Consider the following 26,233-nt stretch of genomic DNA (forward strand, 5'->3'; position numbering starts at 1 on the left):
AGGGCACCGACGAGCACTCATCGACCACGGACGGGGACGGGCATGCGGGCAGCGGTCACGGGAGTCACCGGCTACGTCGGCGGGCGGCTCGTGCCGGAGCTGCTCGCCGCGGGCCACGAGGTGCGGGCGCTCGCCCGCCACCCCGAGCGGCTGGCGGGGCGCCCGTGGGCCGACGACGTCGAGACGGTCGCGGCCGACGCCGCCGACGTCGAGCAGACCCGCGCGGCGCTGCAGGGCGTCGACGTCGCCTACTACCTCATCCACTCCCTGGGCACCGGGCCGGCGTTCGAGGCCCGCGACCGGCGCACGGCGCTCGCCTTCGCCCGGGCGGCGCGCGAGGCGGGCGTGGGACGCATCGTCTACCTCGGCGGGCTGACGCCCGACGTCCCGGACGACGAGCTCTCGCCGCACCTGTCGTCGCGCAAGGAGGTCGGCGAGATCCTGCTGGCCTCCGGCGTGCCGACGACGGTGCTGCGCGCGGCCGTGATCCTCGGCTCGGGTTCCGCGTCGTTCGAGATGATGCGCTACCTCACCGAGCGCCTGCCGGCGATGACCACGCCGCGCTGGGTCGAGAACCGGATCCAGCCGATCGCGATCCGCGACGTGCTGCACTACCTGGTGGGCGCGGCGAGCATGCCGCCCGAGGTGTCGCGCGGCTTCGACATCGGCGGCCCCGAGGTGCTCACCTACCGGCAGATGATGCAGCGCTACGCCGCGGTGGCCGGCCTGCCCCGGCGGCTCGTCGTGAGCGTGCCGGTGCTCACGCCGCGCCTGTCCAGCCACTGGGTCGGGCTCGTGACGCCCGTCCCCTCCGGCGTGGCCCGCCCGCTCGTGGAGTCGCTGCGCCACGAGGTGGTGTGCCGCGAGCACGACGTCGCCCGGTACGTCCCCGACCCGCCGGGCGGCCTCACGGGCTTCGACCGGGCGATCACCCTGGCGCTGCAGCGCATCCACGACGGCGAGGTCACCACCCGGTGGTCGTCGGCCGCGCTGCCCGGCGCGCCGTCGGACCCGCTGCCGAGCGACCCCGACTGGGCGGGCGGCTCCCTCTACACCGACGAGCGGCGTCGCGTGGTGCACGCCCCCTCGGACGTGCTGTGGCCGGTGATCGAGGAGATCGGCGGCCGGCGCGGGTGGTACTCCTGGTCGCTGGCCTGGCGGGTGCGCGGGCTGATGGACCGCCTGGTCGGCGGCCCAGGCCTGCGCCGCGGGCGGCGCGACGAGCGGCGGCTCGTGGTCGACGACGTGCTCGACTTCTGGCGCGTGGAGGCCGTCGATCCCGGCCGGCTGCTGCGGCTGCGCGCCGAGATGCGCCTGCCCGGCCTGGCCTGGCTGGAGCTGCGCGTCGACGAGGCGGCCGCGCAGGTCACGGCCGACGACGACGCCGGGCCGCGCGAGGCGGCCGCGCCCGACCGCACGTGGTTCGTGCAGCGGGCGCTGTTCTCCCCGCACGGCCTGGCCGGCCAGCTCTACTGGTGGGCCGTCAAGCCGTTCCACGGCATCGTCTTCGGCGGCATGCAGCGCAACGTGGCCGAGGAGGCCGAGCGCCGCGCGGTCAGCGCCGGAACGTCACCGGCTCCTCGACGAACTGAGCCCAGGCGGCGCGCTCCTCGGGCGTGATCCGCCGCGGCCGCGCGGTGGCGGCGTCGACGACGACGATCGACGTCGCCGCGCGCACGTAGGGCTGCGCGCCCGACGCCGGCCCGGTGCGCGGGAAGCCCGCGGGGTCGCCGTCGTGCACCTCGTAGCAGACCTGCAGGCTCGCCCCGCCGATCGCTCCGATCCACAGCTCGACGCGCACGGGGGTGCGCGTGAACGCCAGCGGGCGCAGGTACTCGATCTGCTGGCCGGCCACGAGGGTGTGGCTGGTGGCGTGCGGGCCGGTGTCGAGGATCGCCGTCGGCCACGGCTCGCCCACCTCCTCCGCGGTGTGCCGCCAGAACGCGGTGATGCGGGCGTCCTCGAGGAGCCCGAACATCGCGACGTTGTTGACGTGCTGGTACGCGTCGAGGTCGGACCAGCGGGTGTGGACGGGCACGTGCAGACGGGTCATGACCGCAGGCTATCGGCGGCCCGGGGCGACGCCGGGCGCGGTCGGGCCGCGGTCAGGACGTCATCGAGACGCGGTCAGGACGCCGCGACGCGCGCCGCGGCGCGGCAGCGCGCCAGCGCCGCCAGCTCGTCGGCCACCGGCCCGCGCACCAGCTCGTCCGCGACCCTGGCCACCGACTCGCGCAGCCGGCGGCGCACCCGGCTCGCGCGCCGCCTCGCCCCGACCGCCGCGAACAGGCGCGAGACCAGGGCCAGCAGCACGCCCAGGAGCACGCCGCCGAGCACGAGCACCGTCGGCCACGGCACGTCGAGCCCGGGGCCCGCGCCGCCCCACGCGGCACCGCCGACGGTGAGCACCGGCGTCGGCAGCGGCGGCAGCTGGAAGTACGCCAGCGCGAACGCCGCACCGAGCCACAGCAGACCCACCACGAGGGCCGCCAGCAGCAGCCACTGCAGCACGTCGACGACCCGCCACCAGGCGGGCCGCCGGCCCGCCGCGAGCCGCGTGCCCGCCACCGCCTGGTCGAGCTCGTCCGGCAGCCGGTCGATGCCCTCCTGCGCGCGGCGCCGCGCTGCCAGGACCCACGGGTCCGGCGCGCCGTCGGTCACCTGGCCGACGTAGGTGCGCACGGCGGTCGCCGCGGCCGCCCGGACGCTGGGCCGCGCCGCGGGCAGCGACGTGCGCGCCAGGTCGGTCCGGTCGGTGGGCACGCGCACCTCGTCGGGCCGCAGGCCGAGCCTGCGCAGCGGGTCCGCCCGCAGGCGGCCCAGCCAGCGGGTGACCGGCCAGCCAGTGGCGGCGTGCGCGTCGCGGCGCGCCGAGGTGCGCACGGCGTCGACGACCGTGGGCACCCCGGCCGCGTCCTCGAGGGCCGCCCGCAGCCCCGCCCTGGCCCGCTCCCCCGCCCGCTCCGGCGGCGCCTGCCCGCACGCGGCGACGAGCCGCTCGGCCACCGCCCGTTCGTCCAGCGCCAGCCGCGTCGTGGCCGCCTCGCGCCGCTGCGCCGCCTCGGCGAGCAGCCCGCGCAGCTGGTCGACGCCCTGGCCGGTCACCGCGGACACCGGCAGCACGCGGGCGCCCGCCAGCCCGTCGGCGGCCACGAGCCGCTCGAGGTCGGCGACCATCGCCGCCGCGTCCTCGGGCGCGAGGCGGTCCACCTGGTTGAGCGCCAGCACCACGACGTCGGCGCGCCCGGCCAGCGGCCGCAGGTACCGCTCGTGCAGGGCCGCGTCGGCGTACTTCTGCGGGTCGACCACCCACACGAGCAGGTCGGCGCGCTCCACGAGCCGCTCCGCCCGCACGCGGTGCTCGACGACGACCGAGTCGTGGTCCGGCAGGTCCAGCAGCACCAGCCCCGTGGTGATCCCGGCCGGGGTCCGCTGGCGCCGGAACAGCCCGCCGCGGCCCGGCACCGGCTCCTCGGGCACGGGGCCCGCCGGCATCTCGTGCCGGGTGGGCACGTCGAGCCAGTCGAGCAGCGGCTCCGCGCCGGCCCCCCAGACGGCGGCCATCGCGTGCGAGGTCGTGGGGCGCCGCACGCCGGTGCCCGCGAGGTCGGTGCCCGCGACGGCGTTGAACAGGCTGGACTTGCCCGAGCCGGTCGCGCCGGCCAGCGCGACGACGGTGTGCTCGGCGCTCAGCCCGCCGCGCTCGCGGGCGCGGGTCACGACCGCCCGCGCGTCGTCGAGCAACGCCTGCTCGAGCCGCCCGGCGGCCTCGCGCGCGGCGGTCTCGAGGGCGTTCGTGCGCCCCGCCAGGTCGATGTTCATGCGCGGTCACCGCGCTCGTCGCGGCGGCCGAACAGCCGGCTCCAGAACCCCGGCCGCTCCTCCTGCGGCGCGGCCGTCTCGGCGGCCGTGGCGCCGGCGCCCGTGCCGAGCACGGCCGGCACCGGCCGCGACGGCTCCCGCAGCGTCCCCGCACCGCGCAGCAGGCGCCCGGTCCCGGTCCACGGCCGGGTGCCGCCCGGCACCGGCTCGGCCCGTCCGGCGCGCTCCGCCCGCGCGGCGGCCTCGACACGGCGGGCGGCCTCGCGCAGCCCGGCGCCGCCGGCCTGCTCGGTGCCGAGGGCGTCGAGCTGCGCCGTGTACCGCGCCGCCTGCCCCGCCATGACGCTGCGCGCGCGGGCGGTGAGGCGCTGCTTGGCCTGCCCGGCCAGCTTGCGCACGGCCTCGTCGCCGAACACCGCCTCCAGCAGCTTCTGCGCCACGATGGCGGTGCCGCCGGCGATGCCGACCTCCGCGCCGGTCAGGCCCGCGGTCGAGGCGAACACCAGCACCATGAGGCTCACGCCGAGGGCGTTGACGCCCAGGGACAGCGCCCGGGCGGTGCCGCGGCGGTCGGCGCCCTGCTCCCGCACCAGCCCGAGCACGTCGCCCTGCCACGCCCGCACCTGCTCGGCCACCTCGGCGCGCAGCCGGCCGGACGCGCGGCTCAGCTCGAGCCCGTCGAGCAGCGCCGCGCCGGCGGCGTCGCCGCGCCAGGCCTCGTAGGTGCGCTCGGCCGCCTGCTCGGCGGCGTCCAACATCACCGACTCCAGGCCGTGGGCCAGGGCCTGCTCCACCTGCGGCCCGGCGTCGGGCCGGCCGCGGAAGAAGCCGACGACGGCGTCGCGCACGCGGCCCACGCCCTTCTCGACGGCGCGGAAGAACTCGCTCGTGCCCACGAAGTCCTGCCAGCGGGCCAGCACCTCCCCGCGCATCAGCGCGCCGTCGCTCGTGGCCGCCTCGACCTGCCGCACGGCGTCGGCGTGGTGGCGCTCCACGGCCTCGCGCAGGCGGGCGTCGGACGCCTCCTGGGCGTCGGCGGCGTCCGCCAGGTGCACGGCGCGGCGCACGAGGTCGTCGACGACGCCGTCGCGGGTCGCGGCGATGACGCGCGCCCGGGCCTCGGGGTCACCGCCGAGCCCGGACAGCCACGTGCTCACCTCGGCGACGGCCTCCTCGGGCAGCAGCCCGTCCGTCAGCCCGTCGGGCTCGCCCGCACCGGCGGCCTCGGGGATCACGAAGAGCGGTGCGTCGCCGAGCCCGTGCTCGTGGGTCATCCGGCGCAGGTCCTCGGCGACGGCCTCGGCGCCCGGGTCGACACGGTCGAGGACGAGCGCCACCTGGGCGTGCCGGGCGGCGGCCTGCTGCAGCAGCCCCCACGGCACGGCGTCGGCGTAGCGGGCGGCCGTGGTGACGAACAGCCACAGGTCGGCGGCGCCGAGCAGCTGGGCCGCGAGCTCCCGGTTGGCCGTCTCGACGGAGTCGATGTCCGGCGCGTCGAGGAGCGCCAGGCCCTGCGGCAGGGCGTCGGAGGCCACGAGCCGCAGCGACCGCGTCGGCGGCGCCTTCGCGCCCGTTGCGGGGGCGGCGGCGTCGGGCGCCGGGGCCCCGCCCGTGGCACCGCCCATGGCACCACCGGCGGCACCACCAGAGACGCGTGCGAGGCCGGGCAGCACCCGGTCGGTGGTGAACCAGCGGGCGTCGAGCGGGTGGTGCACCAGCACGGGGGCGCGGGTGGTGGGGCGCAGCACGCCGGGCGCCGAGACGTGCTCGCCGAGCAGCGAGTTGACCAGCGTGGACTTGCCCGCACCGGTGGAGCCGCCGACGACGACGAGCAGCGGCGCGCGGGCGGCGCGCAGCCGCGGCAGCAGGTAGTCGTCGAGCTGGTCCACGGCCCGGGTGCGGTCGGTGCGGGCGGCGCCGGCGCCGGGCGTCTCGAGCGGCAGCCGCAGGACCGCCAGGCGGGCGCGCAGCGCGTCCAGGGCGTCGACCAGGTCGGCCGCCGGGTCGCCGGACGGCACCCCGGCGGTGCTCCGCTCGCCGTCGGGCGGCAGCGGGGCGTCGTCGGGCTCGGTCATGCGCCCAGTCTGCCCACACCTCGGGCGCACCTGCAGGTCAGCGGCCCGCGCCGGCGCGCCCCCGGGAGCGTCCGGGGCCGGTCCGCACGCCCCGGACGCGACGAGGCGCCGCCCCCGTGACAGGGGCGGCGCCTCGTGGCGCGCGCGGCGGCGCGGCCGCGTGGGGCGGCCGGGACGCGTGCGGCGGCCGGCTCAGTCGCGCGTGAGCTTGCGGTACGTCACGCGGTGCGGGCGGGCGGCCTCGACGCCCAGACGCTGCACCTTGTTCTCCTCGTACGCGGCGAAGTTGCCCTCGAACCAGTACCAGTTCGCCGGGTCCTCCTCGGTGCCCTCGTACGCGAGGATGTGCGTGGCCACGCGGTCGAGGAACCACCGGTCGTGGGAGACGACCACGGCGCAGCCGGGGAACTCCAGCAGGGCGTTCTCCAGCGAGCCGAGGGTCTCGACGTCCAGGTCGTTGGTGGGCTCGTCGAGCAGCAGCAGGTTGCCGCCCTGCTTGAGGGTCAGCGCCAGGTTGAGGCGGTTGCGCTCGCCGCCGGACAGCACGCCCGCGGGCTTCTGCTGGTCCGGGCCCTTGAACCCGAAGGACGCGACGTAGGCGCGCGACGGGATCTCGGTGTTGCCGACCTTGATGAAGTCCAGGCCGTCGGAGACGACCTCCCACAGCGTCTTCTTCGGGTCGATGCCGCCGCGGGACTGGTCGACGTAGGAGATCGAGACCGTCTCGCCGACCTTGAGCGAGCCGCCGTCGAGCGGCTCCAGGCCGACGATCGTCTTGAACAGCGTCGTCTTGCCGACGCCGTTCGGGCCGATGACGCCGACGATGCCGTTGCGCGGCAGCGTGAAGCTCAGCCCGTCGATGAGCTTGCGGTCGCCGAAGCCCTTCTCGAGCTTCTCGGCCTCCAGCACCACGTTGCCCAGGCGCGGACCGGCGGGGATCTGGATCTCCTCGAAGTCGAGCTTCCGGGTCCGCTCCGCCTCGGCCGCCATCTCCTCGTAGCGGGCCAGGCGCGCCTTGCTCTTGGCCTGGCGGCCCTTGGCGTTCGAGCGCACCCACTCCAGCTCGTCCTTGAGGCGCTTGGCGAGCTTGGCGTCCTTCTTGCCCTGGACCTGCAGGCGCTCCTGCTTCTTCTCCAGGTAGGTGGAGTAGTTGCCCTCGTAGGGGTACAGGCGGCCGCGGTCGACCTCGCAGATCCACTCGGCGACGTGGTCGAGGAAGTACCGGTCGTGGGTCACGGCGAGCACGGCGCCCGGGTAGGTCGCCAGGTGCTGCTCGAGCCACAGCACGGACTCGGCGTCCAGGTGGTTGGTGGGCTCGTCGAGCAGCAGCAGGTCGGGCTTCTCCAGCAGCAGCTTGCACAGCGCCACGCGACGGCGCTCACCACCGGACAGGACCGTGACGTCCGCGTCCGGCGGCGGGCAGCGCAGGGCGTCCATCGCCTGCTCGAGCTGGGAGTCGAGGTCCCAGGCGTCGGCCGCGTCGATCTCCTCCTGCAGCGTGCCCATCTCGGCCAGCAGCGCGTCGAAGTCGGCGTCGGGCTCCGCCATGAGCGCGGAGATCTCGTTGAAGCGGTCGATCTTGCCCTTGATCCCGGCCACCGCCTCCTCGACGTTGCCGAGGACGGTCTTCTCCTCGTTCAGCGGCGGCTCCTGCTGCAGGATGCCGACCGTGTAGCCCGGCGCCAGGCGCGCCTCGCCGTTGGAGGGCTGGTCGAGGCCGGCCATGATCTTGAGGATGGTCGACTTGCCGGCGCCGTTCGGGCCGACGACGCCGATCTTCGCGCCGGGCAGGAAGTTCAGCGACACGTCGTCGAGGATGACCTTGTCGCCGTGCGCCTTGCGCGCCTTGTACATGGTGTAGATGAACTCAGCCACTGGCTCGTTTCCACCGTTTCGATCGCACGGGCTTCCCGCTCGCCCGCCGGACCAAGAGGGGCCGTGCAGGCGGGCGCGGGACGGATGCTGGGAGGCCGGCACGGGGCGGCCGACCCCCCAGCCTACGCGACGCGCCCGGCTCAGGCGGGAACGGCCGCCTCCGCCGTCGCCCCGCGCGGGGCGGCGGCCTCCTCGTCGTCCGGCTCGTCGTCCGCGTCGCCGTCCTCGGCGTCCCCCTCCCGGCCCGCCGGGACGTCGGCGCCCGGCGCGGTCGCCCACGGGTCGGCGCCGCCGCCGGGCGCGCCCTGCCGGCCAGGCTGGAGGGCCGGCTCCCCCGCCCCGCCCGGGACGGTGTCGCGGTGCACCACCCGCGTGTACGTCGCGACGCCGCGGGAGACGTCGAGGGCCACCGCGGCGTTGTCGACCAGCAGCGCGGTGCGCCGCTCGGTGGCCTCCACGGCGGGTCCGCCGTCGGGCGCGGGCACGGCGCGGCGCACCTCGTACTCGTCCACGCCGAGGCGGCCGGTGACGATCACCGGCGTGCCCTTGGCCAGCGACTGCGCGACGTTGAACGCCCGGTCGCCGAACGCCTTGACGGTGAACCAGAGCGTCGGCCCGTCGGCCCACTCCCCCGTGCGGGGGTCGCGCACCCGCCGCGTGCTCGCCACGCGGAACGACGTCCACGGGGTGCCGCTGGCGGAGAAGGAGATCACGGGCTCGTTGCCCACGTGGCCCGTGACCGTGACGTTGACGTCGCTCATGCTGATCCTCCGGGGTCGTCGGCCGGCCCGGTGCTGGCCGCTGCCCCGAGGATCAGTCGCGGGCGGCCGCCAGCGGGCGGTCCTCCGCCGCAGGTGTGGACGACGCCGGCGCGGTCAGCGTTGTGGGCAGCCTCACCGCGTGCGTCAGCGGCCCGGCGGCCGGCAGGTCGCGGGCGGCCTGGGCGAGCTCGTGCGCCCGGCGGTGCTCGGCCAGCAGCCGCTGCGTCGGCGTGCCGAGCCCCTCGACGAGCACGCGGGACAGCGCCTCGCGCCCGGCCCGGCGGACCTCGTCCTCGCGGCGGCGCGCCAGCGAGCGGCGGGCCGCCAGGGCGCCGGCCCACAGCCCCGCGCCGACCACGGCCAGCGCCGCGGCGGCGCCCCACGCGACCGCCGGCCACGGCGACGCGGCGTCGACCACGCCCGTGGTCACGAGCAGGGCGACGACGGCGGCGGCCGCCGCGAGCCCCAGCGCGCCGGCGGCGATGCGCTTCACGAGCCGCGAGCGGGCCGGGCCGCGCGCGTCCAGGTCGACCGTCTGCGTCGCGGCGGTCACCTGGGCGCGCAGCGGGTCGGCGCCGTCGACCGCCTCGGCGAGCGCGCGCTGCCAGCCGGGCCGCAGCGACGCCCCGGCGCGCGTGAGCCAGCGGGCCCGCACGAGCGTGACGGCGTCCCGGTCGGCCACCGGGAACTCCGGCTTGCCGTAGCCGTTGCGGACCGCGGCGCCCACCTGCCCGGCGACCGCGTCCAGCCCCGTGGCGTCCACCAGGGCGGGCAGCTCGCGCTCGACGGCCGGCCCGAGCTGCCAGGGGATCTCCGCCGGCGTCTGGGCCAGCAGCGTCTGGGCGGCGGCGTCGAGCTCGCCGGCGGCGCGCCCGGCCGCCACGGACCGGCGCGCGCACGCCTTCTCGAGGATCTCGCGCACCTGGGCCACGCCCTGGCCCGTGCGGGCGGACACGGGCACCACGGGCACGCCGCGCAGGCCGTCGTCCTCCAGCAGCCGGCCCAGGTCGGCCAGCAGCTCCTCGCGCCGCGCCGGCGGCACGGTGTCCACCTGGTTGAGCAGCACGAGCATGGACGCCTCCATGCCCACCGACTCGCGCAGGTAGCCCGAGTGCAGGGCGTGGTCGGCGTACTTCTGCGGGTCCACCACCCACACCAGCAGGTCGACCAGCGGCAGCACGCGGTCCACGACCTCGCGGTGGCGCGGCTCCACGGAGTCGTGGTCGGGCAGGTCGAGCAGCACCAGGCCGCCGAGCGCCTGCCCCTGCTCGTCCTCGAGCTCGTCCGCCTGCACGATCCGCCGCTCGCGGTCCACGCCGACCCAGTCGAGCAGCGCCTCCGCGCCGTCGTCCCACGAGCACGCGGTGACGCGCGCCGTCGTGGGCCGCTTGACCCCGACGTCGGCGAAGCCGAGCCGGGCGATCTTGTTGAACAGGCTGGACTTGCCTGAGCCGGTGCCGCCCGCCAACGCCACCACGGTGTGGTCGACGCCGAGGGCGAGCCGCTCGCGCACGCCGTCCACGGCCTGCTGGACGCGCGCGCGGGTGGCGTCGTCCAGGCGGGGTCCGGCGACGGCGAGGGCCTCGGCGAGGTCCTCGGTGCGGGCCCGCAGGGTCGTGTCGTCGGTCACGTGAGCCTCCTCAGCTCGGCGAGCCGCACGCGCAGGCCGCTGGCCGCGTCGTCGGCGAGGGTCGGCGAGTCCAGCAGGGTCAGCACCGCGTCGAGCTCGCCGTCGACGACGGCGGCGGCGCGGTCGGCCAGGTCCTCGCGCAGCCGCGCCACGGCGGCCTCGGGCACGTCGCCCAGCACGCGCGCGAGCAGGCGGCCGGCGTCGTCGCTGCCGGCCGCGGCAGCGAGCAGCAGGGTGCCCAGCCCGTGCGGGCCGAACGCCTTGACGGCCGCGGCGACGCGCTCGGGCGCCTCGGCGCCGAGCGCGTCCACGGCCCCGGCGGCGGCGCCCGACCAGGCCCGCACGCCCGTGGTGGCGGCCCGCTCCTGCGCGGCGGCGCGCTCCTCGGCGTCGGGCACGACGGCGATCCCGCCGTCGTGCGAGCCGGGGCCGGTGAGCACGGCGCGCAGGCGCTCGTGGGCGCGGGCGCCGGCGGCGGCGAGCGTCCGGGTGGCGGCCGCCTCGACGTCGGCGCGCAGCGTGCGCAGCGCCTCCTCGCGCCGGCGCCCGCCCCGGCGCGTGGAGCGGACGGTGTCGTTCTTGACCTTGACCCGGTCGACCTTGGCGCTGCCGCTGACCTCCCGCCAGCGTGCCTCGACGGCGGCGCCGGCCGCGACGCCCGCGGCGACGCCGTCGCGGGCCAGCGCGACGGCGTCCGCCCGCTCGGCCTCGACGGCGCCGCGCAGCCGGTGGGCGGCCTCGGCCTGCCGGTCGACGGCGTCGGCCAGCGCGGTGACCCACGCCGGCAGCGCGCCGAGCGCGCCCTTGAGGGTGCGCACGACGACGGCGCGCGAGCGCTCGGGGCCGGCCAGCAGGGTCAGCCAGCGCCGGATCGGCGCCACCGTGGCCGGCTCCAGCAGGCCCTCGTGCGGGCCGACGTCGGGCACCACGAACAGCGGCACGTCCGTCATCCCGTGGTCGCGCAGGCGCTGCAGCAGGTCGCCGCGCACGGTGGTGAGCGTCTCCTTCGGCACGCGGTTGAGCACCATCGCCACGGAGGCGCCGCGCTCGGTGGCGCGGGCGAGCGCCTGCCACGGCAGGGCGTCGCCGTACCGGGAGGCGGTGGTGACGAACAGCCACAGGTCGGCGGCCTCGAGCAGCTGCTGGGCCGTGGTGCGGTTCTCCGAGAGGAACGAGTCGAGGTCCGGGGCGTCCAGCAGCGCCGTGCCGCGCGGCACGCCCGCGTGGTAGACCACGCGCGACGCGTCGGTGGCCGGGCCCTTCTGCACGACCTCCTCGTCGGCCGGGTTGAACGCCAGGACCGGCTGGCGGGTGGTGGGGCGCAGCACGCCGGCCTCGGAGACCTCCTCGGCCAGCAGCGAGTTGTACAGCGTCGACTTGCCCGCGCCGGTGGAGCCGGCCACGACGACGATCGCCGGCGAGGACAGCTCGCGCAGGCGCGGCAGCAGGTGCTCGTCGAGCTGGGCCAGCAGCCGCCCGCGGGAGGCCTCGGCGTCCGAGGCCCCCTCGATCGGCAGCACGAGCCGGACCGCGTCGATGTCGCGGCGCAGGTCGCGGGCGACGTCGTAGATGGTGAGGCCGAGCTCGTCGGCGGCGCCGGGGTCCGGTCGTCCTGCGGTACGGACGGCGCGCGATCCCAGGGACTGTGTCACGGGGTTCATCCTGGCGGCATCCTGCCCCGGCACCAAACGACCGCGCCGTGGGGTCCCGCCACAGATGCGAGAACCCCCACGCCGGGACGGCGTGGGGGTTCTTCGGCGGGGTGGCTAACCGGGCTTGAACCGGCGACCTCCTGGACCACAACCAGGCGCTCTACCGACTGAGCTATAGCCACCACGGCCCCGTCCGGTCCCCTCCCGCAGGAGGGTCTCCCTCAAGGGCCGACCGAAAGCATACCCGAGTCGAGGGGCTGCTCAGGACACGGCGGGGCGCCGCGTGACCGACGTCTCGGCGATGCGGTCCGCGACGGCGCGCACGCTGGCCGAGTCGGGGCCCGGCTGCGGCACGAACAGGGCCTCGCGGTAGTACCGCAGCTCGTCGACCGACTCGAGGATGTCGGCCAGCGCCCGGTGCCCGCCCTGCTTCTTCGGCGAGGCGAAGTACACGCGCGGGTACCAGCGGCGGGCCAGCTCCTTGATCGAGCTCACGTCGATGATCCGGTAGTGCAGGTACTCCACGAGCGCGGGCATGTCGCGGTCGAGGAACATCTTGTCGGTGCCCACCGAGTTGCCCGCCAGCGGCGCCTTGCGCGGCTCGGGCACCCACTCGGTGATGTAGTCGAGCACCTGCTTCTCGGCCTCGGCGAGGGTGACCCCGCCGGACAGCTCGTCCAGCAGGCCTGACCTCGTGTGCATCTCGCGCACGAAGTCGCCCATCTGCTCCAGCGCCCCCGCCGGTGGGGCGACGAGGACGTCGACCCCCTCCCCCAGGACGTTGAGCTCGGAGTCGGTGACGACGGCAGCGACCTCGACGAGCGCGTCGGCCCGCAGGTCCAGCCCGGTCATCTCGCAGTCGATCCAGACGATGCGGTCGTTCGGGGTGCTCACGGGGCCAGCCTACGTTCCGGCGGCGCCGGGGCGGCGCCGGGGCGGCGCCGAGGCAGCGCCGGGCACGGCGAGGGCCCCGGCGCTCCGGACGGCTCGCGAGGAGACGTGCGGGGCGACGGGGCCCTCGTGCGGGTGCGGCGCCGGGACCCGGGGGCCCGGACGTCGGTGCAGCGGTCACAGCGCCCGCCAGCTCACCAGGAGGGTGGGCTGGTACCGCGGCCAGCGCAGGCCGCGACGGGGACGGACCGGGAGACCGGCGCGGCGCTCGCGGGCGACGCGACGGACGAGGCGGGCGTTCTCGGCCTCGGCGAGACGTTCACGGTGGTCGGCCTGCGCCAGGGCGTAGACCATCTCGGGGTGCATGGTGGTTCTTCTCTCGTGACGACGGAGTCTCGGGACGGGCCAGGTCCCCTCCACCGCCCGGCACGGGCCGGGTCGGACGTCACCGCGGTGCGTCCCGCACTCTTCCAGCGCCGGCGGCGTCCGTGCACTCCTTTTTCTCGCGTCGTTGCGCGACCTCCCGCGCGGCACCGGCACGGGCGCCACCGCGCGGCTGGCTACGATGGTGGCCACGCCTCCGTAGCTCAATGGATAGAGCACCGGCCTTCTAATCCGTAGGTTGCAGGTTCGAGTCCTGCCGGGGGCACCGTCGCGCGCCGGTCACCCCCGTGTCGTTCCGGCGCCGCGCGACGCCTGAGGCGGCGGCGCAGGCTCAGACCAGCGCGATCCCGACCAGCGCGAGCAGCGGGACCACCCCCTGGGCGACCGCGCCGCCGAGCCCTGCGCCGCGCTCGCGGCCGATGCCCATGCGGTCGGCGACCACCAGCACGACGGCCGACAGCACCATGAAGGTCATCAGGTAGATCGCCAGCGTCCGGCCGGCGATCTCCTGACCGCCGGCCCACAGGGCCACCGCGGCGAACGCGCCCAGGCCGATGAAGAGGTTGTAGAAGCCCACCCCGAAGGTCCACAGCCGGATCGCGGGGTCGTATCGAGCGACCCGGAAGAAGCCCTCGTGCACGGCGGGTCGGGCGATGAGGAACGCCTCGAGGACGAAGACGCCCACATGGACGATCCCCGTGACCAGGATCAGGATCCACACAGCGACGAGCATGCTGCCTCACCTCACCGGTGGCGGACGATCCCGCACCGCGGCGCCACGGTCGACGTCGACCGGTGCCCGGGCCACCACGCCAGCCCTCCGGACGACGGCGCGGCAGACCCCCTGCGGAGGATCTGCCGCGCCGTCGGGCCCGCACCGGGCCGGAGCTCTTCGGGCCGTCAGACCCGCTTGGCGATCGCGTCGGCGACCGCGTCGAGCGTGCGGGCCTCGCCGGCGTGCTGGAGGAACAGGGACGGCTCGGTGAGCTCGAGCTCGATGACGGTCGGCACGCCGTCCTCGCCCTCGACGAGGTCGACGCGCGCGTACAGCAGCGGCTCGGCGAGGCCGACCACCTCGGCGGCCACCTGCAGGGCGCGCTGCGCGACGTCGAGCTGCGCCGCGGTGGCCTCCACCGGCGAGATCTCCTCCTCGCGGTAGGTGCTGGACTCCTCCGCCGGGCCGCTCAGCAGCGCCTTCTTGTGCGTGGCGTGGCGGAGCTCGCCGTCCACGAACGTCAGGCAGGTCTCGCCCTGGGTGTCGACGCTCTCGACGTAGCTCTGGATCATCACCCAGCGCCCGGAGTCGAGCAGCGACATCGTGTGCTGGATCGCCAGCGCGCGGGACTCGGCGCTGATCGGCTGGTAGCGGCCGGTGTCCTTGGCCCCGGCCGACACCACCGGCTTGACGACGAAGTCGCCGAACGCGGGCATGCGGGTGTGCACGGCGCGCTTGGACAGGTGCCGGTCCGGGTCGAGCCAGATCGTCGGGATGACCGGCACGCCGGCCTCCTCCAGGGCGCGCAGGTAGCGCTTGTCGGTGTTCCAGCGCAGCACGGCGGCGGGGTTGGCGAGCCGCGGCACGCGCTCGGCCCAGGCCACGAACTCGTCGCGGCGGGCCGAGTAGTCCCAGGTGGAGCGCACGACGACGAGGTCGTAGGCGTCCCAGTCGACGTCCGGGTCGTCCCAGACCACGGGCTCGGCGGTCACGCCGCGCTCGGCGAGCGCGGGGACCAGCGGCCGGTCGTCGGCGTCCAGCTCGGGGAGCTGGCTGCTGGTGACCAGGGCGACGCGGCGGGACGTGGGGTTCTCGGTGCTCACGACCCGAGCCTAACGGGGCGCGCACCGCCGCCGGTCGCTGGTCGCGCCGGCGACCGCCCCGGTCTCGTCGCCCGTCATGCGGACATGGTCGCCCGCCCGCGCGGGAGGCGCGCGGGCGGGCGACCGGCCGGCGGCGGTCAGTGGCTCGCCGTGGCCCGCTCCGCGCCGGCGCCGGTGAGCGAGCGCACCTCCATCTCGGCGAACTTCTCCGGGTGCGGCGGCTCGGAGCTGACCAGGGTGCCGACGATGCCGAGCAGGAAGCCCAGCGGGATCGAGACCAGCCCGGGGTTGGTCAGCGGGAACCAGTCGAAGTCCGCGTTCGGCAGCATCGCGGTCTCGGTGCCGGACACCACCGGCGAGAACACGATGAGCACGATGCACGAGGCCAGGCCGCCGTAGATGCTCCACAGCGCCCCCGCGGTGTTGAACCGCTTCCAGAACAGCGAGTAGACGATCGTCGGCAGGTTGGCCGACGCCGCGACCGCGAAGGCCAGCGCCACGAGGAACGCGACGTTCTGCTTCTGGGCGAGCACGCCGCCGCCGATCGCGACGAGCCCGATGACCACCACGGTCCAGCGGGCGACCCGCACCTCCGCGTCGGGGTCGACGCGGCCCTTCTTGAGCACGTTGGCGTAGATGTCGTGCGAGAAGCTCGCCGCCGCGGTGATCGTCAGGCCGGCGACGACGGCCAGGATCGTCGCGAACGCGACCGCCGCGATGATGCCGAGCAGGATCTCCCCGCCGAGGGCGAACGCCAGCAGCGGCGCGGCCGAGTTGACCCCGCCCGGGGCCGAGCTGATCGTCTCCGGCCCCACGAGCGCCCCCGCCCCGTATCCGAGCACGAGCGTGAACAGGTAGAAGATGCCGATCAGCCAGATCGCCCACACGACCGAGCGGCGGGCCTCCTTGGCCGTGGGCACCGTGTAGAACCGCATGAGTACGTGCGGCAGGCCCGCCGTGCCGAGCACCAGGGCCAGCGCCAGCGACAGGAAGCTGAGCTTGGACAGGCCGGTGGCGCCGTACTGGCGGCCCGGCTCGAGCAGCGTCTCGCCGCCCTCGCCCGCGGCGTCGACCGCGCCCTGCAGCAGGCTCGACAGGTTGAAGCCGAACTTCGCCAGCACCCACACCGTCATGACGGCGGCGCCGGCGATGAGCAGCACCGCCTTGATGATCTGCACCCAGGTGGTGCCCTTCATGCCGCCGATGAGGACGTAGAGGATCATCAGCACGCCGACGACGGCGATGACCGCGCTGATGCCGGCGGCGGAGTCCACCCCGAGCAGCAGGGCCACGAGACCGCCTGCGCCGGCCATCTGGGCCAGCAGGTAGAAGAAGACGACCAGCAGCGTCGCCAGCGCGGCGGCCATGCGCACGGGGCGCTCGCGCAGCCGGAAGGACAGCACGTCCGCCATCGTGAACTTGCCGGTGTTGCGCAGCAGCTCCGCCACCAGCAGCAGGGCCACGAGCCACGCGACGAGGAAGCCGATCGAGTACAGGAACCCGTCGTAGCCGTTGATCGCGATGGCGCCGCAGATGCCCAGGAACGAGGCGGCCGAGAGGTAGTCGCCCGCGATGGCGGTGCCGTTCTGCGGGCCGGTGAACGACCGTCCGCCGGCGTAGAAGTCGGCGGCGGACTTGTTCTGCCGCGACGCGCGCAGCACGACGAACAGCGTCACCGCCACGAACGCGGCGAAGATGCCGAGGTTCACGGCCGGGTTGCCGACGTCGGTGCCGGCCGCGGCCTGCACGACGACGTCGGGGGTCCCGGCGAGGACGGCGGGCAGGGTGGTGGCGAGCGCGCTCACAGGTCGTCCCCCTCGATCTCGCGGCGCAGGGCGTCGGCCTGCGTGTCGAAGCGCTGGTTGGCCCAGCGGGCGTAGAGCATCGTGATGACGAAGGTCGAGACGAACTGCCCGAGCCCGAACAGCAGCCCGACCGTGATCGCGCTGCCGCCGAGGCGGATGCTCATGAAGTCGTGGGCGTAGCTCGCGAGCAGGACGTACACGAAGTACCAGACGAGGAACAGCGCGGTCAGCGGGAACACGAAGCTGCGGAACCGGCGGCGCAGGTCCTGGAACTCCGGTGATCGCTCGACGCGCTGGTACTCCGTCTCCCCGGCGGAGCGCGCCGGGTCGGCAAGGTCGGCCATGATGCCTCCGTTGGCATTGCGGTCGGCGGGCGCCGCGCGCATCGTTGCGCGCGGCGACCACCGAGGCGGTCGCGCACACCCTGCCCGCACCGGCCGGGTGACGCAAGCCACAGCGGGCGCGCGTCGCGACCTGTGCCGCGGACCGCACCGCGCGTCAGCGGCGCACGTACTCCAGGTCCGTCACGGAGCGCCCGGCCGCCAGGCCCTTGCGCTCGAAGCTGGTGAGCACGCGCCCCTCGAAGCGCGGGGCACGGGCGCCGGCGCCGTGGGCGTTGCGGAAGTCGTCGGCGGCCTCGAGCACCTCGAGCATCTGCTCGCCGTACTCCGCCCAGTCCGTCGCGAGGCGCCACACGCCGCCCGGGCGCAGCGCGCGGGCCGCGAGCCCGGCGAAGTCCGGGGTGACGAGCCGCCGCTTGTGGTGACGCGACTTGGGCCACGGGTCGGGGAAGAAGATCCACAGCTCGTCCAGCGACCCGGGCGCCAGCGCCGTGGCGAGCAGCTCGGTGGCGTTGACCTGCAGCAGGCGCAGGTTGTCCAGGCCCTGGCCGTCGCGCTGCTTCTCCGCCCGGGCGATCGTCTGCGCCAGCCCGGGCGTGTAGACCTCGACCGCGAGGTGGTCGCGCTCGGGGTGCTGCGCGGCAGCGGCGACCACGTTCTCGCCGAGGCCCGACCCGATCTCCAGCACGAGCGGCGCGCGGCGGCCGAACACGGCCTCGGCGTCGAACCGCCAGCCCGGGTCGACCGACGTGCGCGCCGCGGCCCGCGGCGCCTCGACGAGGTAGCGGCCGCGCCTGTCGTCCCACGCGCGCTGCTGGCTCGTGGTCAGGCGCGCGCTGCGGCGCACGAAGCTCACCGGCTGCTTGCGGAAGCGGTGCACCTCCGCGGCGGCGTCCGACGGCGCGTCGGGGTCCGGCGCGGTGGTGGGGGTCAGCGAGGTCGGCTCGGGCACCGCACTAGGGTACGAGGCCGCCGGGCCACCGGAGCCGGCGGGCGGGCCCGGACGCGACGAAGCCCCCGCCGGACGGCGAGGGCTTCGTGAGGGTGCGCCATCAGGGACTCGAACCCCGAACCCGCTGATTAAGAGTCAGCTGCTCTGCCAATTGAGCTAATGGCGCGCGGCGAACAGGCTATCAGGGCGTCCCGACGGCGACCCGCTCGCGGATCGAGGCACCCACCGCCGGTGAGTGCCTCGCTGGTGCGCCATCAGGGACTCGAACCCCGAACCCGCTGATTAAGAGTCAGCTGCTCTGCCAATTGAGCTAATGGCGCGTAACGGGGAGAAACGTTACCAGGCCGCGGCGGTGCGCACGTACCCGGCGGGGCGTGACGTGCGCGACACGGAGGCCGCGTCGCCGCAGGTCGCGCCGCCGCACCGGGACAGGGTCAGAGGTACAGGCCGGTGGCGCCGGCCTCCGCCTCCTTCTCGCTCACGCCGTGCACGTCGCGCTCGCGCAGCAGCACGTAGTCGGTGCCGCCCAGCTCCACCTCGGCGCGCTCCTCGGGGTCGAACAGCACGCGGTCGCCCACGGCCACCTGGCGCACGTGCTCGCCCTTGGCCACGACCACGGCCCACGCCAGGCGCTTGGGACCCTTCGCCGTGGCAGGGATGACGAGGCCCGCCGACGTCTGCCGCTCGGCGGCGTCGACCTCGGGCTGCACGAGCAGGCGGTCGAACAGCATGCGGACGGGGACGGTCGCCGGGGCGGTCGAGGTGCGGGGTGCTGCGGTGCTCACAGGACCACGGTAGTCGGCCCGGGCCGCGGATAGGCTCGGAGGACTGCCCGCCCTCTCGCACCCTCAGGAGCGCCCGTGACCCGCCTCGCCGCCGGCGACGCCGCACCCGACCTCACCCTGCCCGCCACGGGCACCGCCGACGGGACGTTCTCCCTGGCGAAGGCCCTGGCCGAGCCGGGGCGCAAGGGCGTGGTCGTCTACTTCTACCCGGCGGCGATGACGCCCGGCTGCACCACCGAGGCGTGCGACTTCCGCGACTCGCTCGCGTCGCTGCAGGGCGCCGGCTACGCCGTCGTCGGCGTCTCCCCCGACCCCCTCGAGAAGCTCGAGAAGTTCGCCGAGCGCGACGCGCTGACCTTCCCGCTGGCGTCCGACCCCGACCACGCCGTCCTGGACGCGTACGGCGCGTGGGGCGTGCGCAAGCTCTACGGCAAGGACGTCACGGGCGTCATCCGCTCGACCGTCGTGGTCGCGCCGGACGGGACCGTCGCCGTCGCGCAGTACAACGTCAGGGCGACGGGCCACGTCGCCCGCCTGCGCAAGACGCTCGGCGTCGACGCCTGAGACCCGTCCCGGCGTGCTGCACGCCCGGACGATCAGGCTGGTGCCGGAGGCGGGACTTGAACCCGCACGCCGTGAGGCACGGCATCCTAAGTGCCGCGTGTCTGCCTGTTCCACCACTCCGGCTGGCGGGCGTCAGTCTATCGACGCGTACCGCGACGTCGGCCGCTACGTCTCACGGGTGCAGCGACCGCGGCTGGCGCCCGCGAAGCGAGGCGTCTGGCTGTGGCTTGGCACGTCGGCTACCGAGCGGCAGACGCACCAGGATCTCCTTGGGCGCTCGTCGGTTGACGCGACCGAGACCGCCCTGGTTCCTGATGAAGTGGCTCGTGTCGACGCCCATGGACTTCGACGTCCGGCTGATGTGCGCGTGCCTGTCGCCCCGCTTGGTCGAGGTCGAGATGGCGGAGCACACCGGCGACCGAGGTGGAGCGCTCGGCGGCTTCCTCCAGGACCCCGCGCGTGTGCTTCCGTTTTGGCGGCACGTCCGGACGCTACGGCGGCCCACCGACACGTCATGCCTCCGATCCCCCGCGCGCGCGGGCCGCCGTCGGCTTAGCGTGAAGGTCCACGGGCCGTACCGCCCCGGAGGCGTGAAGCCGTCGCGTCCCCCGTCGGAGTTCTGGGGAGTCCGCCGTGCTGGACACCGCAACGCCCACCATCGCAACGCCGGCACCACGACGAAGCCTCGGCCGCGCCGTCGTCAGCTGGGTGACCTCTACCGACCACAAGACGATCGGGCGGATGTACCTGGTCGCCTCGTTCGCGTTCTTCCTCTTCGGCGGGCTCCTGGCGCTGCTGATCCGCGCCGAGCTGTTCTCGCCGGGCATCCAGATCGTGCAGACCCGTGAGCAGTACAACCAGCTGTTCACGATGCACGGCACGATCATGATGCTGCTGTTCGCGACGCCGCTGTTCGCGGGCTTCTCCAACATGATCATGCCGCTGCAGATCGGCGCGCCCGACGTCGCCTTCCCGCGGCTCAACATGCTGTCGTTCTGGCTGTTCCTCTTCGGCGGCCTGATCGTCGTCGGCGGGTACCTGACCGGCCAGGGCGCGGCGTCCTTCGGCTGGACGGCGTACACGCCGCTGTCGGAGACGACGTTCAGTCCCGAGGTGGGCGGCGACCTGTGGGTCTTCGGCCTGGCCATGGCCGGCTTCGGCACCATCCTCGGCGCCGTCAACTTCGTGACGACCATCATCACGATGCGGGCGCCCGGGATGACGATGTTCCGGATGCCGATCTTCACCTGGAACACCCTGATCACCAGCCTGCTGGTGCTGATGGCGTTCCCGGTGCTCGCCGCGGCGCTGTTCGCCCTCGGCGCGGACCGCACGCTGGGCGCCCAGATCTACACCCCCAACGGTGGCGGGCCGATCCTGTGGCAGCACCTGTTCTGGTTCTTCGGCCACCCCGAGGTGTACGTCATCGCGCTGCCGTTCTTCGGCATCATCACGGAGGTCATCCCCGTCTTCAGCCGCAAGCCGCTGTTCGGCTACCGCGGCATGGTCTACGCCACCATCGCGATCTCGGCACTGTCGATGACCGTGTGGGCGCACCACATGTACACCACCGGCGCGGTGCTGCTGCCATTCTTCGCCGTGACGACGATGCTCATCGCCGTACCCACGGGCGTGAAGTTCTTCAACTGGATCGGCACCATGTGGCGCGGGAAGGTGACTTTCGAGACGCCCATGCTGTGGAGCATCGGCTTCCTCGTCACGTTCCTCCTGGGCGGCCTGACCGGCATCATCCTCGCCAGCCCGGCGCTGGACTTCCACGTGCACGACTCGTACTTCGTCGTGGCGCACTTCCACTACGTCGTGTTCGGCACCGTGGTGTTCGCGATGTTCGCCGGCTTCTACTTCTGGTGGCCCAAGCTCGTGGGCCGCCGGCTCGACGAGCGCCTCGGCAAGATCCACTTCTGGATGCTGTTCGTCGGCTTCCACACCACGTTCCTCATCCAGCACTGGCTGGGCGTCGAGGGCATGCCGCGCCGCTACGCCGACTACATGCCCAACGACGGGTTCACCTGGGAGCACCAGGTGTCGTCCGTCGGCGCGTTCCTGCTGGGCGCGTCCACGCTGCCGTTCCTGTGGAACGTCTACGTCACGTGGCGCCGCGCGCCGCGCGTGCAGGTTGACGACCCGTGGGGCTACGGCCGCTCCCTCGAGTGGGCCACCGCCTGCCCGCCGCCGCGGCACAACTTCGTGGTGCTCCCCCGGATCCGCTCGGAGTCGCCCGCGTTCGACCTGCACCACCCGCAGGTGGTGGCGATGGAGGAGCGCCCGACCGGCCAGGGGCCGCTCGACCAGGTGTACGGCGACGCCGACCGGCGCGGCCAGCAGGAGCAGGCCCGCGAGCGCCAGCGACGGACGTCGCGGACACCCGGCGAGGACTCCTCGACGATGCGGATCGTCCCGCCCGACGACGGCGGCTGACGCTCGCCACGCGTACGACGAGGCGCACGGCGAGGGGCCCCGCACCCACAGGTGCGGGGCCCCTCGTCGACTCGCGGGTCCCGGGCGGCGCGGCCGGCAGCCGTCAGGCCTGCGGCCGGACCTGCGAAGCGGCCGTCAGGCCTGCGGCGCGTCCCCGTGCTCGTGCGGCGTGCCGTTGCTCTGCGCGGCGATCGCCTGGCGCACCTCGTCCATGTCGAGGTTCTTCACCGCGTCGACCACCTGCTGCAGGGCCGGCCCCGGCAGCGCGCCGGCCTCGTTGAAGACGAGCACGCCCTCGCGGAAGGCCATGAGCGTCGGGATGGCGGTGATGCCGGCCGCGGCGGCGATCCGCTGGTGCGCCTCGGTGTCCAGCTTGGCGTGGACCACCTCGGGGTTCGACTCGGACGACTTCTCGTAGATCGGCGCGAACATCTTGCACGGGCCGCACCAGTCGGCCCAGAAGTCGACCAGCACGATGTCGTTCTCGGTGACGGTCTTCTCGAAGGTGTCGTCGGTCAGCTCCACCGTGGCCATGAGCCAGTCCTCTCGTCGGGTTCCCTTGGCACAGCGCCCCGGCGTGCCGGGGTATTCCCGGTGGCAGGTCGCCCGCAGCAACCTGTCGAGCGGACGCCCCGGCCGCATGACCCGGGCTCCGCGGGGCGGATCTGGTAGCAATGGTCCCGTGACCGACACCGCCGAGCTCCCCGACCCGCCCGACGACTGGCGCCCCGACAACCCCCGCCCGGCGGGCTGGCTGACGCCGGAGGACCTCGCCGTCGTGCGGGCGCAGCTGCCGCTGGTCTACGTGGACGCCGTGCCCGTGCGGGTGGACGAGTCCGGCGACGTGGTCGCCGTCGGCCTGCTGCTGCGGATGGGCCCGCGCGGCCTGACGCGGTCCCTGGTCTCGGGCCGCGTGCTGTACCACGAGCGCATCCGCGACGCCCTGCTGCGGCACATCGAGAAGGACCTGGGTCCCGTCGCGCTGCCGCAGGTGCCGGCCTCGCCGCAGCCCTTCACGGTGGCCGAGTACTTCCCCACGCCGGGCATCACGCCGTTCCACGACCCGCGCCAGCACGCGGTCTCGATGGCCTACGTCGTCCCGGTGGGCGGCGACTGCCGCCCGCAGCAGGACGCGCTCGACCTCGCGTGGCTCACGCCGGAGGAGGCGTGCAGCGACGTGGTGCAGGCCGAGTTCCAGGGCGGCCGCGGGGTGCTGGTCAAGCAGGCGATGGCCTGGGTGGGCCGGCTGGCCTGACCCGCCCGGGCCGCCGAGGGGCGGCCCTCGACCGGGCGCCTCAGCCCAGGCCGAGCACCGGCCAGTCGGCCAGGTCGGCGCGCATGCGCCGGTCGTGCGTGGCGACGACGACGGCCGCCGCCGTGCGCGCCAGCGCCCGGGTGAGCTCGTCGACCAGGTCGATGCTCAGGTGGTTGGTCGGCTCGTCGAGGATCAGCAGGTGCGGCGCGGCCACCAGCGTGCGGGCCAGCTCGAACCGCCGCCGCTGCCCGGCCGACAGCTCGGACAGCGGGCGGTCGAGGTCGTCCTCGGGCAGCAGGCCCAGGGCGGCCACCGGCACCACGTACGCGGGGTCGAGCTGCCCGCGCGAGAGCAGCGCCAGCGCCTCGTTGGCGGCGGCGTCGAAGCCGGTGAGCGTGGCCGGGTCGTCGAGCCCCCGGCCCACGATCGGCCCGTTCTCCTGCCCGACGACGCCGACGCGCACGCCGTCGACGGCGGTGCGCGTGCCGCGGTCCAGCGGCAGCCGGCCGGCGAGGGCCGCCAGCAGCGTGGACTTGCCGGTGCCGTTCGGCCCGACCACGAGCAGGCGGCCGGACGGCGGGACCGCGACACGGGTGCCCGGCAGGTCGAGGCGCACGGCGCCGTCGGGCGCCACGACGCGCGGGTTGCGCAGCTCGACGAGCGGCTCGGCCGGGTTCCAGCCCGGCGACATCGCCGGCAGGTCGGGGAACGCCAGCTCCTTCGGCGGCGTGGGCACCTCGACCGCCTCGGCCTCGAGCCGCTCGATGAGCCGGTCGGCGGCCTTGACGTGGATGCGGGCGCGCGTGCCGCGCCGGTGCTTCTGCGAGCCCTTGGGCGGGCGCCACGCGTCCGACAGCCCCTCGTAGGAGGCGTCGAGGCGCTCCGCGAGCAGCGCCGCGCGCTTGCGCTCGGCGCGGTAGCGCTGGCGCCAGCGGTGCAGCGCCTGGGACTTGGCGAACCGGTAGGACAGGTAGCCGGGCTGCCCGTAGAGCACGGGGCGGCCGTCCATCGACGGGTCGAGGTCGAGGATCGCCGTGGCGACGTCGTCGAGCAGCTCGCGGTCGTGGGTGACCAGCACGACGCCGCCGCGCCACGCCCGCAGCTCGGCGGTCAGGAACGCGATCGCGGCGTCGTCGAGGTGGTTGGTCGGCTCGTCGAGCAGCAGCAGGTCGCTGCGCTCGGCGAGGCGGCAGGCCAGGCGCACGCGGTAGCGCTGGCCGACGCTCAGGGTCTCCAGCGCACGGTCCGGGTCCCGCTCGGCGCCGAGGCGCGTCAGGGCTTCGTCGACGCGCCGGTCGGCGTCCCAGGCCTCGAGGTGCTCGGCGCGGGCCAGCAGGCCGGACAGCTCGCCCAGGTCGCCGGCGTCGTGGTCGAACGCCGCGGCGGCGGCCTCCAGCTCCGCGGCGACCTGCCGCACGCCGGCGAGCGTGGCCTCCACGACGTCGCCGACGGTCTGCCCCGGGGCGGGCGTGAGCTCCTGCTCGACGAGCGCGACCGTCCCCTGGCGGCGCACCTCGCCGCTGCGCGGCTGCAGGTCGCCGGCCAGGAGGTGCAGCAAGGTCGACTTGCCGGAGCCGTTCTCCCCCACCACGCCGAGGCGCACGCCGTCGGACACCCGCAGGGCGACGTGCTCGAGCACCTGCCGGCCCGGGTAGGCGAACGCGAGGTCGGAGGCGACGAGGTGCACCCCACAACCCTACGGGGCGCGTCGGGGGCCGCCGTTAGGGTGGCCGCATGACCGAGATCCTCCGCGCCGACGGGCGCACCCCCGACCAGCTGCGCCCCGTGACCATCACCCGGGGGTGGCTCGACGCCGCCGAGGGCTCCGTGCTGGTGGAGTTCGGCCGCACGCGGGTGCTGTGCGCCGCCTCGTTCACCGAGGGCGTCCCGCGCTGGAAGAAGGGCTCCGGCGAGGGCTGGGTCACCGCGGAGTACGCGATGCTGCCGCGCGCGACGTCGACGCGCTCGGACCGCGAGTCGGTCAAGGGCCGCGTGGGCGGCCGCACCCACGAGATCTCCCGGCTGATCGGCCGGTCGCTGCGCGCGGTCATCGACGTCGCGGCGCTCGGCGAGAACACCATCGTGCTCGACTGCGACGTGCTGCAGGCCGACGGCGGCACCCGCACGGCGGCCATCACCGGCGCGTACGTCGCGCTGGCCGACGCCGTCGCGTGGGGCCAGCGGCACGGGCACATCACCGGCGGCAAGCCGGTGCTCACCGACTCGGTGTCGGCCGTGAGCGTCGGCATCATCGACGGCACCCCGATGCTCGACCTGCCCTACGTCGAGGACGTGCGCGCCGAGACCGACATGAACGTCGTCGTCACCGGCTCCGGCACCTTCGTGGAGGTGCAGGGCACCGCCGAGCACGCCCCGTTCGACCGCGACGAGCTGAACGTGCTGCTGGACCTGGCGCTGGCCGGCAACGCCGAGCTCGCCCAGCTGCAGCGTGACGCGCTCGCCGCGGAGCTCGTCCGATGACCGGCGGCGGGACCACGACCGCGGGCGCCGCACTCACGGTGCCGGACGGCGCCCGCCTGGTGCTGGCCACGCACAACCGCGGCAAGCTCACGGAGCTCGTCGCCATCCTGCGCGCCCAGCCCGGCCTGGACACCCTGCCGGACGGCGCCGTCGTGACCGCCGGCGAGCTGGGCGCACCCGAGCCGGTCGAGGACGGGCTGAGCTTCGCGGAGAACGCCCTGATCAAGGCGCGCGCGCTGTGCGCCGCGAGCGGGCTGCCCGCCGTCGCCGACGACTCCGGCCTCGCGGTCGACGTCCTCGGCGGGGCGCCGGGGATCTTCTCGGCCCGCTGGTCCGGCCGCCACGGCGACGACACGGCGAACCTCGAGCTGCTGCTCGCCCAGATCTCCGCGATCCGCGCGCCCGAGCACCGGCGCGCCGCGTTCGTCTGCGCCGCCGCGCTGGTCACCCCCGACGGGCGCGAGGAGGTGTGCCTCGGCGAGATGCCCGGGTACCTGGTCGACGCCCCGCGCGGGGAGAACGGCTTCGGCTACGACCCGATCCACGTGCCCGACGAGCAGCCGGCCGACGCCGACGGCCGGCCGGGGACCCGCACCTCGGCCGAGCTGACGCCGGCGGAGAAGAACGCGATCAGCCACCGGGGCAAGGCGTTCCGCCTGCTGGCCCCGCAGGTCGCGGCCGCGCTCGAGGCCTGACGCCGCAG

At 75.1% G+C, this 26,233-nt stretch carries 23 protein-coding genes and 5 tRNA genes; 7 read left to right on the top strand and 21 right to left on the bottom strand.

Annotation, left to right across the window (positions count from 1 at the left end):
* Positions 1 to 42: 42 nt before the first annotated feature.
* The gene (locus U5M74_RS04230; protein WP_410906459.1) at positions 43 to 1,620 is read left to right on the top strand and encodes an SDR family oxidoreductase; all 1,578 of its coding nucleotides are present in this window, start codon (positions 43 to 45) and stop codon (positions 1,618 to 1,620) included.
* On the opposite strand, the gene U5M74_RS04235 is transcribed toward U5M74_RS04230, so the two are convergent.
* From U5M74_RS04235 to U5M74_RS04280, 10 genes are all read right to left on the bottom strand, one after another.
* Positions 1,556 to 2,053 (bottom strand): acyl-CoA thioesterase, encoded by a 498-nt coding sequence (locus U5M74_RS04235; RefSeq protein ID WP_410906460.1) that lies wholly within the window; start codon positions 2,051 to 2,053, stop codon positions 1,556 to 1,558. The genes U5M74_RS04230 and U5M74_RS04235 overlap by 65 nt on opposite strands.
* A 74-nt stretch (positions 2,054 to 2,127) precedes the next feature.
* A complete protein-coding gene (locus U5M74_RS04240) occupies positions 2,128 to 3,822 on the bottom strand; it encodes a GTPase (protein ID WP_410906462.1) in 1,695 nt (564 codons plus the stop codon).
* Positions 3,819 to 5,897, bottom strand: a complete 2,079-nt coding sequence (locus tag U5M74_RS04245; protein ID WP_410906464.1) for an ABC transporter — start codon at positions 5,895 to 5,897, stop codon at positions 3,819 to 3,821. Before U5M74_RS04245 ends, U5M74_RS04240 begins: the two co-directional genes overlap by 4 nt.
* A 192-nt stretch (positions 5,898 to 6,089) precedes the next feature.
* Positions 6,090 to 7,772: an energy-dependent translational throttle protein EttA gene (gene ettA / locus U5M74_RS04250; RefSeq protein WP_410906465.1), complete on the bottom strand. Its 1,683-nt coding sequence runs from the start codon at positions 7,770 to 7,772 to the stop codon at positions 6,090 to 6,092.
* A 140-nt stretch (positions 7,773 to 7,912) separates the two neighbouring features.
* Entirely contained in the window at positions 7,913 to 8,533 is a 621-nt protein-coding gene (locus U5M74_RS04255; protein ID WP_410906467.1) for a single-stranded DNA-binding protein, read from the bottom strand.
* Between the two features lie 52 nt (positions 8,534 to 8,585).
* A complete protein-coding gene (locus U5M74_RS04260; RefSeq protein WP_410906469.1) occupies positions 8,586 to 10,163 on the bottom strand; it encodes a GTPase in 1,578 nt (525 codons plus the stop codon).
* On the bottom strand, positions 10,160 to 11,815 hold the full coding sequence (locus U5M74_RS04265) for a GTPase (protein ID WP_410906471.1): 1,656 nt from the start codon (positions 11,813 to 11,815) through the stop codon (positions 10,160 to 10,162). The genes U5M74_RS04260 and U5M74_RS04265 overlap by 4 nt, the downstream gene beginning before the upstream one ends.
* Before the next feature lie 109 nt (positions 11,816 to 11,924).
* Positions 11,925 to 11,997, bottom strand: a tRNA-His gene (locus U5M74_RS04270).
* A gap of 79 nt (positions 11,998 to 12,076) precedes the next feature.
* On the bottom strand, positions 12,077 to 12,709 hold the full coding sequence (orn, locus tag U5M74_RS04275; RefSeq protein WP_410906473.1) for an oligoribonuclease: 633 nt from the start codon (positions 12,707 to 12,709) through the stop codon (positions 12,077 to 12,079).
* A 174-nt stretch (positions 12,710 to 12,883) separates the two neighbouring features.
* Positions 12,884 to 13,072, bottom strand: a complete 189-nt coding sequence (locus U5M74_RS04280; protein ID WP_410906474.1) for a hypothetical protein — start codon at positions 13,070 to 13,072, stop codon at positions 12,884 to 12,886.
* A gap of 210 nt (positions 13,073 to 13,282) precedes the next feature.
* Here U5M74_RS04280 and U5M74_RS04285 point away from each other — a divergent pair.
* Positions 13,283 to 13,355, top strand: a tRNA-Arg gene (locus U5M74_RS04285).
* A 66-nt stretch (positions 13,356 to 13,421) separates the two neighbouring features.
* On the opposite strand, the gene U5M74_RS04290 is transcribed toward U5M74_RS04285, so the two are convergent.
* The 8 genes from U5M74_RS04290 to U5M74_RS04325 form a co-directional block, all read right to left on the bottom strand.
* Positions 13,422 to 13,823, bottom strand: coding sequence for a DUF1304 family protein (locus U5M74_RS04290; RefSeq protein ID WP_410906476.1), 402 nt, complete (start codon positions 13,821 to 13,823; stop codon positions 13,422 to 13,424).
* Positions 13,824 to 13,990: 167 nt separating this feature from the next.
* Positions 13,991 to 14,908: a RimK family alpha-L-glutamate ligase gene (locus tag U5M74_RS04295; protein WP_410906478.1), complete on the bottom strand. Its 918-nt coding sequence runs from the start codon at positions 14,906 to 14,908 to the stop codon at positions 13,991 to 13,993.
* 137 nt (positions 14,909 to 15,045) lie between these two features.
* Complete coding sequence (locus U5M74_RS04300) at positions 15,046 to 16,656, bottom strand: cation acetate symporter (protein ID WP_410906858.1); 1,611 nt, start codon at positions 16,654 to 16,656, stop codon at positions 15,046 to 15,048.
* Positions 16,657 to 16,709: 53 nt separating this feature from the next.
* Positions 16,710 to 17,057, bottom strand: a complete 348-nt coding sequence (locus U5M74_RS04305; protein ID WP_410906480.1) for a DUF485 domain-containing protein — start codon at positions 17,055 to 17,057, stop codon at positions 16,710 to 16,712.
* Positions 17,058 to 17,211: 154 nt separating this feature from the next.
* The gene (gene trmB, locus U5M74_RS04310) at positions 17,212 to 18,006 is read right to left on the bottom strand and encodes a tRNA (guanosine(46)-N7)-methyltransferase TrmB (protein ID WP_410906482.1); all 795 of its coding nucleotides are present in this window, start codon (positions 18,004 to 18,006) and stop codon (positions 17,212 to 17,214) included.
* A gap of 93 nt (positions 18,007 to 18,099) precedes the next feature.
* A tRNA-Lys gene (locus tag U5M74_RS04315) sits at positions 18,100 to 18,172 on the bottom strand.
* Positions 18,173 to 18,250: 78 nt separating this feature from the next.
* A tRNA-Lys gene (locus tag U5M74_RS04320) sits at positions 18,251 to 18,326 on the bottom strand.
* A 114-nt stretch (positions 18,327 to 18,440) separates the two neighbouring features.
* On the bottom strand, positions 18,441 to 18,791 hold the full coding sequence (locus U5M74_RS04325; protein WP_253181278.1) for a GroES family chaperonin: 351 nt from the start codon (positions 18,789 to 18,791) through the stop codon (positions 18,441 to 18,443).
* A gap of 75 nt (positions 18,792 to 18,866) precedes the next feature.
* Between U5M74_RS04325 and U5M74_RS04330 the strand changes: the two genes are divergently transcribed.
* On the top strand, positions 18,867 to 19,355 hold the full coding sequence (locus tag U5M74_RS04330; RefSeq protein ID WP_410906485.1) for a peroxiredoxin: 489 nt from the start codon (positions 18,867 to 18,869) through the stop codon (positions 19,353 to 19,355).
* A 38-nt stretch (positions 19,356 to 19,393) separates the two neighbouring features.
* On the opposite strand, the gene U5M74_RS04335 is transcribed toward U5M74_RS04330, so the two are convergent.
* Positions 19,394 to 19,478 (bottom strand) — tRNA-Leu (locus U5M74_RS04335).
* A 513-nt stretch (positions 19,479 to 19,991) separates the two neighbouring features.
* Between U5M74_RS04335 and ctaD the strand changes: the two genes are divergently transcribed.
* Positions 19,992 to 21,794 (top strand): cytochrome c oxidase subunit I, encoded by a 1,803-nt coding sequence (gene ctaD, locus U5M74_RS04340; RefSeq protein ID WP_410906860.1) that lies wholly within the window; start codon positions 19,992 to 19,994, stop codon positions 21,792 to 21,794.
* Positions 21,795 to 21,929: 135 nt separating this feature from the next.
* Here ctaD and trxA read toward each other — a convergent pair whose 3' ends face one another.
* Complete coding sequence (trxA, locus tag U5M74_RS04345; RefSeq protein ID WP_410906487.1) at positions 21,930 to 22,328, bottom strand: thioredoxin; 399 nt, start codon at positions 22,326 to 22,328, stop codon at positions 21,930 to 21,932.
* A 148-nt stretch (positions 22,329 to 22,476) separates the two neighbouring features.
* Here trxA and U5M74_RS04350 point away from each other — a divergent pair, with 148 nt between their 5' ends.
* A complete protein-coding gene (locus U5M74_RS04350) occupies positions 22,477 to 23,049 on the top strand; it encodes an NUDIX hydrolase family protein (protein ID WP_069982642.1) in 573 nt (190 codons plus the stop codon).
* Between the two features lie 40 nt (positions 23,050 to 23,089).
* Here U5M74_RS04350 and U5M74_RS04355 read toward each other — a convergent pair whose 3' ends face one another.
* On the bottom strand, positions 23,090 to 24,736 hold the full coding sequence (locus tag U5M74_RS04355) for an ABC-F family ATP-binding cassette domain-containing protein (RefSeq protein ID WP_410906489.1): 1,647 nt from the start codon (positions 24,734 to 24,736) through the stop codon (positions 23,090 to 23,092).
* A gap of 47 nt (positions 24,737 to 24,783) precedes the next feature.
* Between U5M74_RS04355 and rph the strand changes: the two genes are divergently transcribed.
* Both rph and rdgB read left to right on the top strand, forming a co-directional pair.
* Complete coding sequence (rph, locus tag U5M74_RS04360; RefSeq protein ID WP_410906491.1) at positions 24,784 to 25,530, top strand: ribonuclease PH; 747 nt, start codon at positions 24,784 to 24,786, stop codon at positions 25,528 to 25,530.
* Entirely contained in the window at positions 25,527 to 26,225 is a 699-nt protein-coding gene (gene rdgB, locus U5M74_RS04365; protein ID WP_410906493.1) for an RdgB/HAM1 family non-canonical purine NTP pyrophosphatase, read from the top strand. The genes rph and rdgB overlap by 4 nt, the downstream gene beginning before the upstream one ends.
* Positions 26,226 to 26,233 lie beyond the last annotated feature (8 nt).

Origin of the sequence: Puerhibacterium sp. TATVAM-FAB25 (assembly GCF_046535855.1) — a bacterium.
GTDB lineage: Bacteria > Actinomycetota > Actinomycetes > Actinomycetales > Cellulomonadaceae > Puerhibacterium > Puerhibacterium variabilis_A.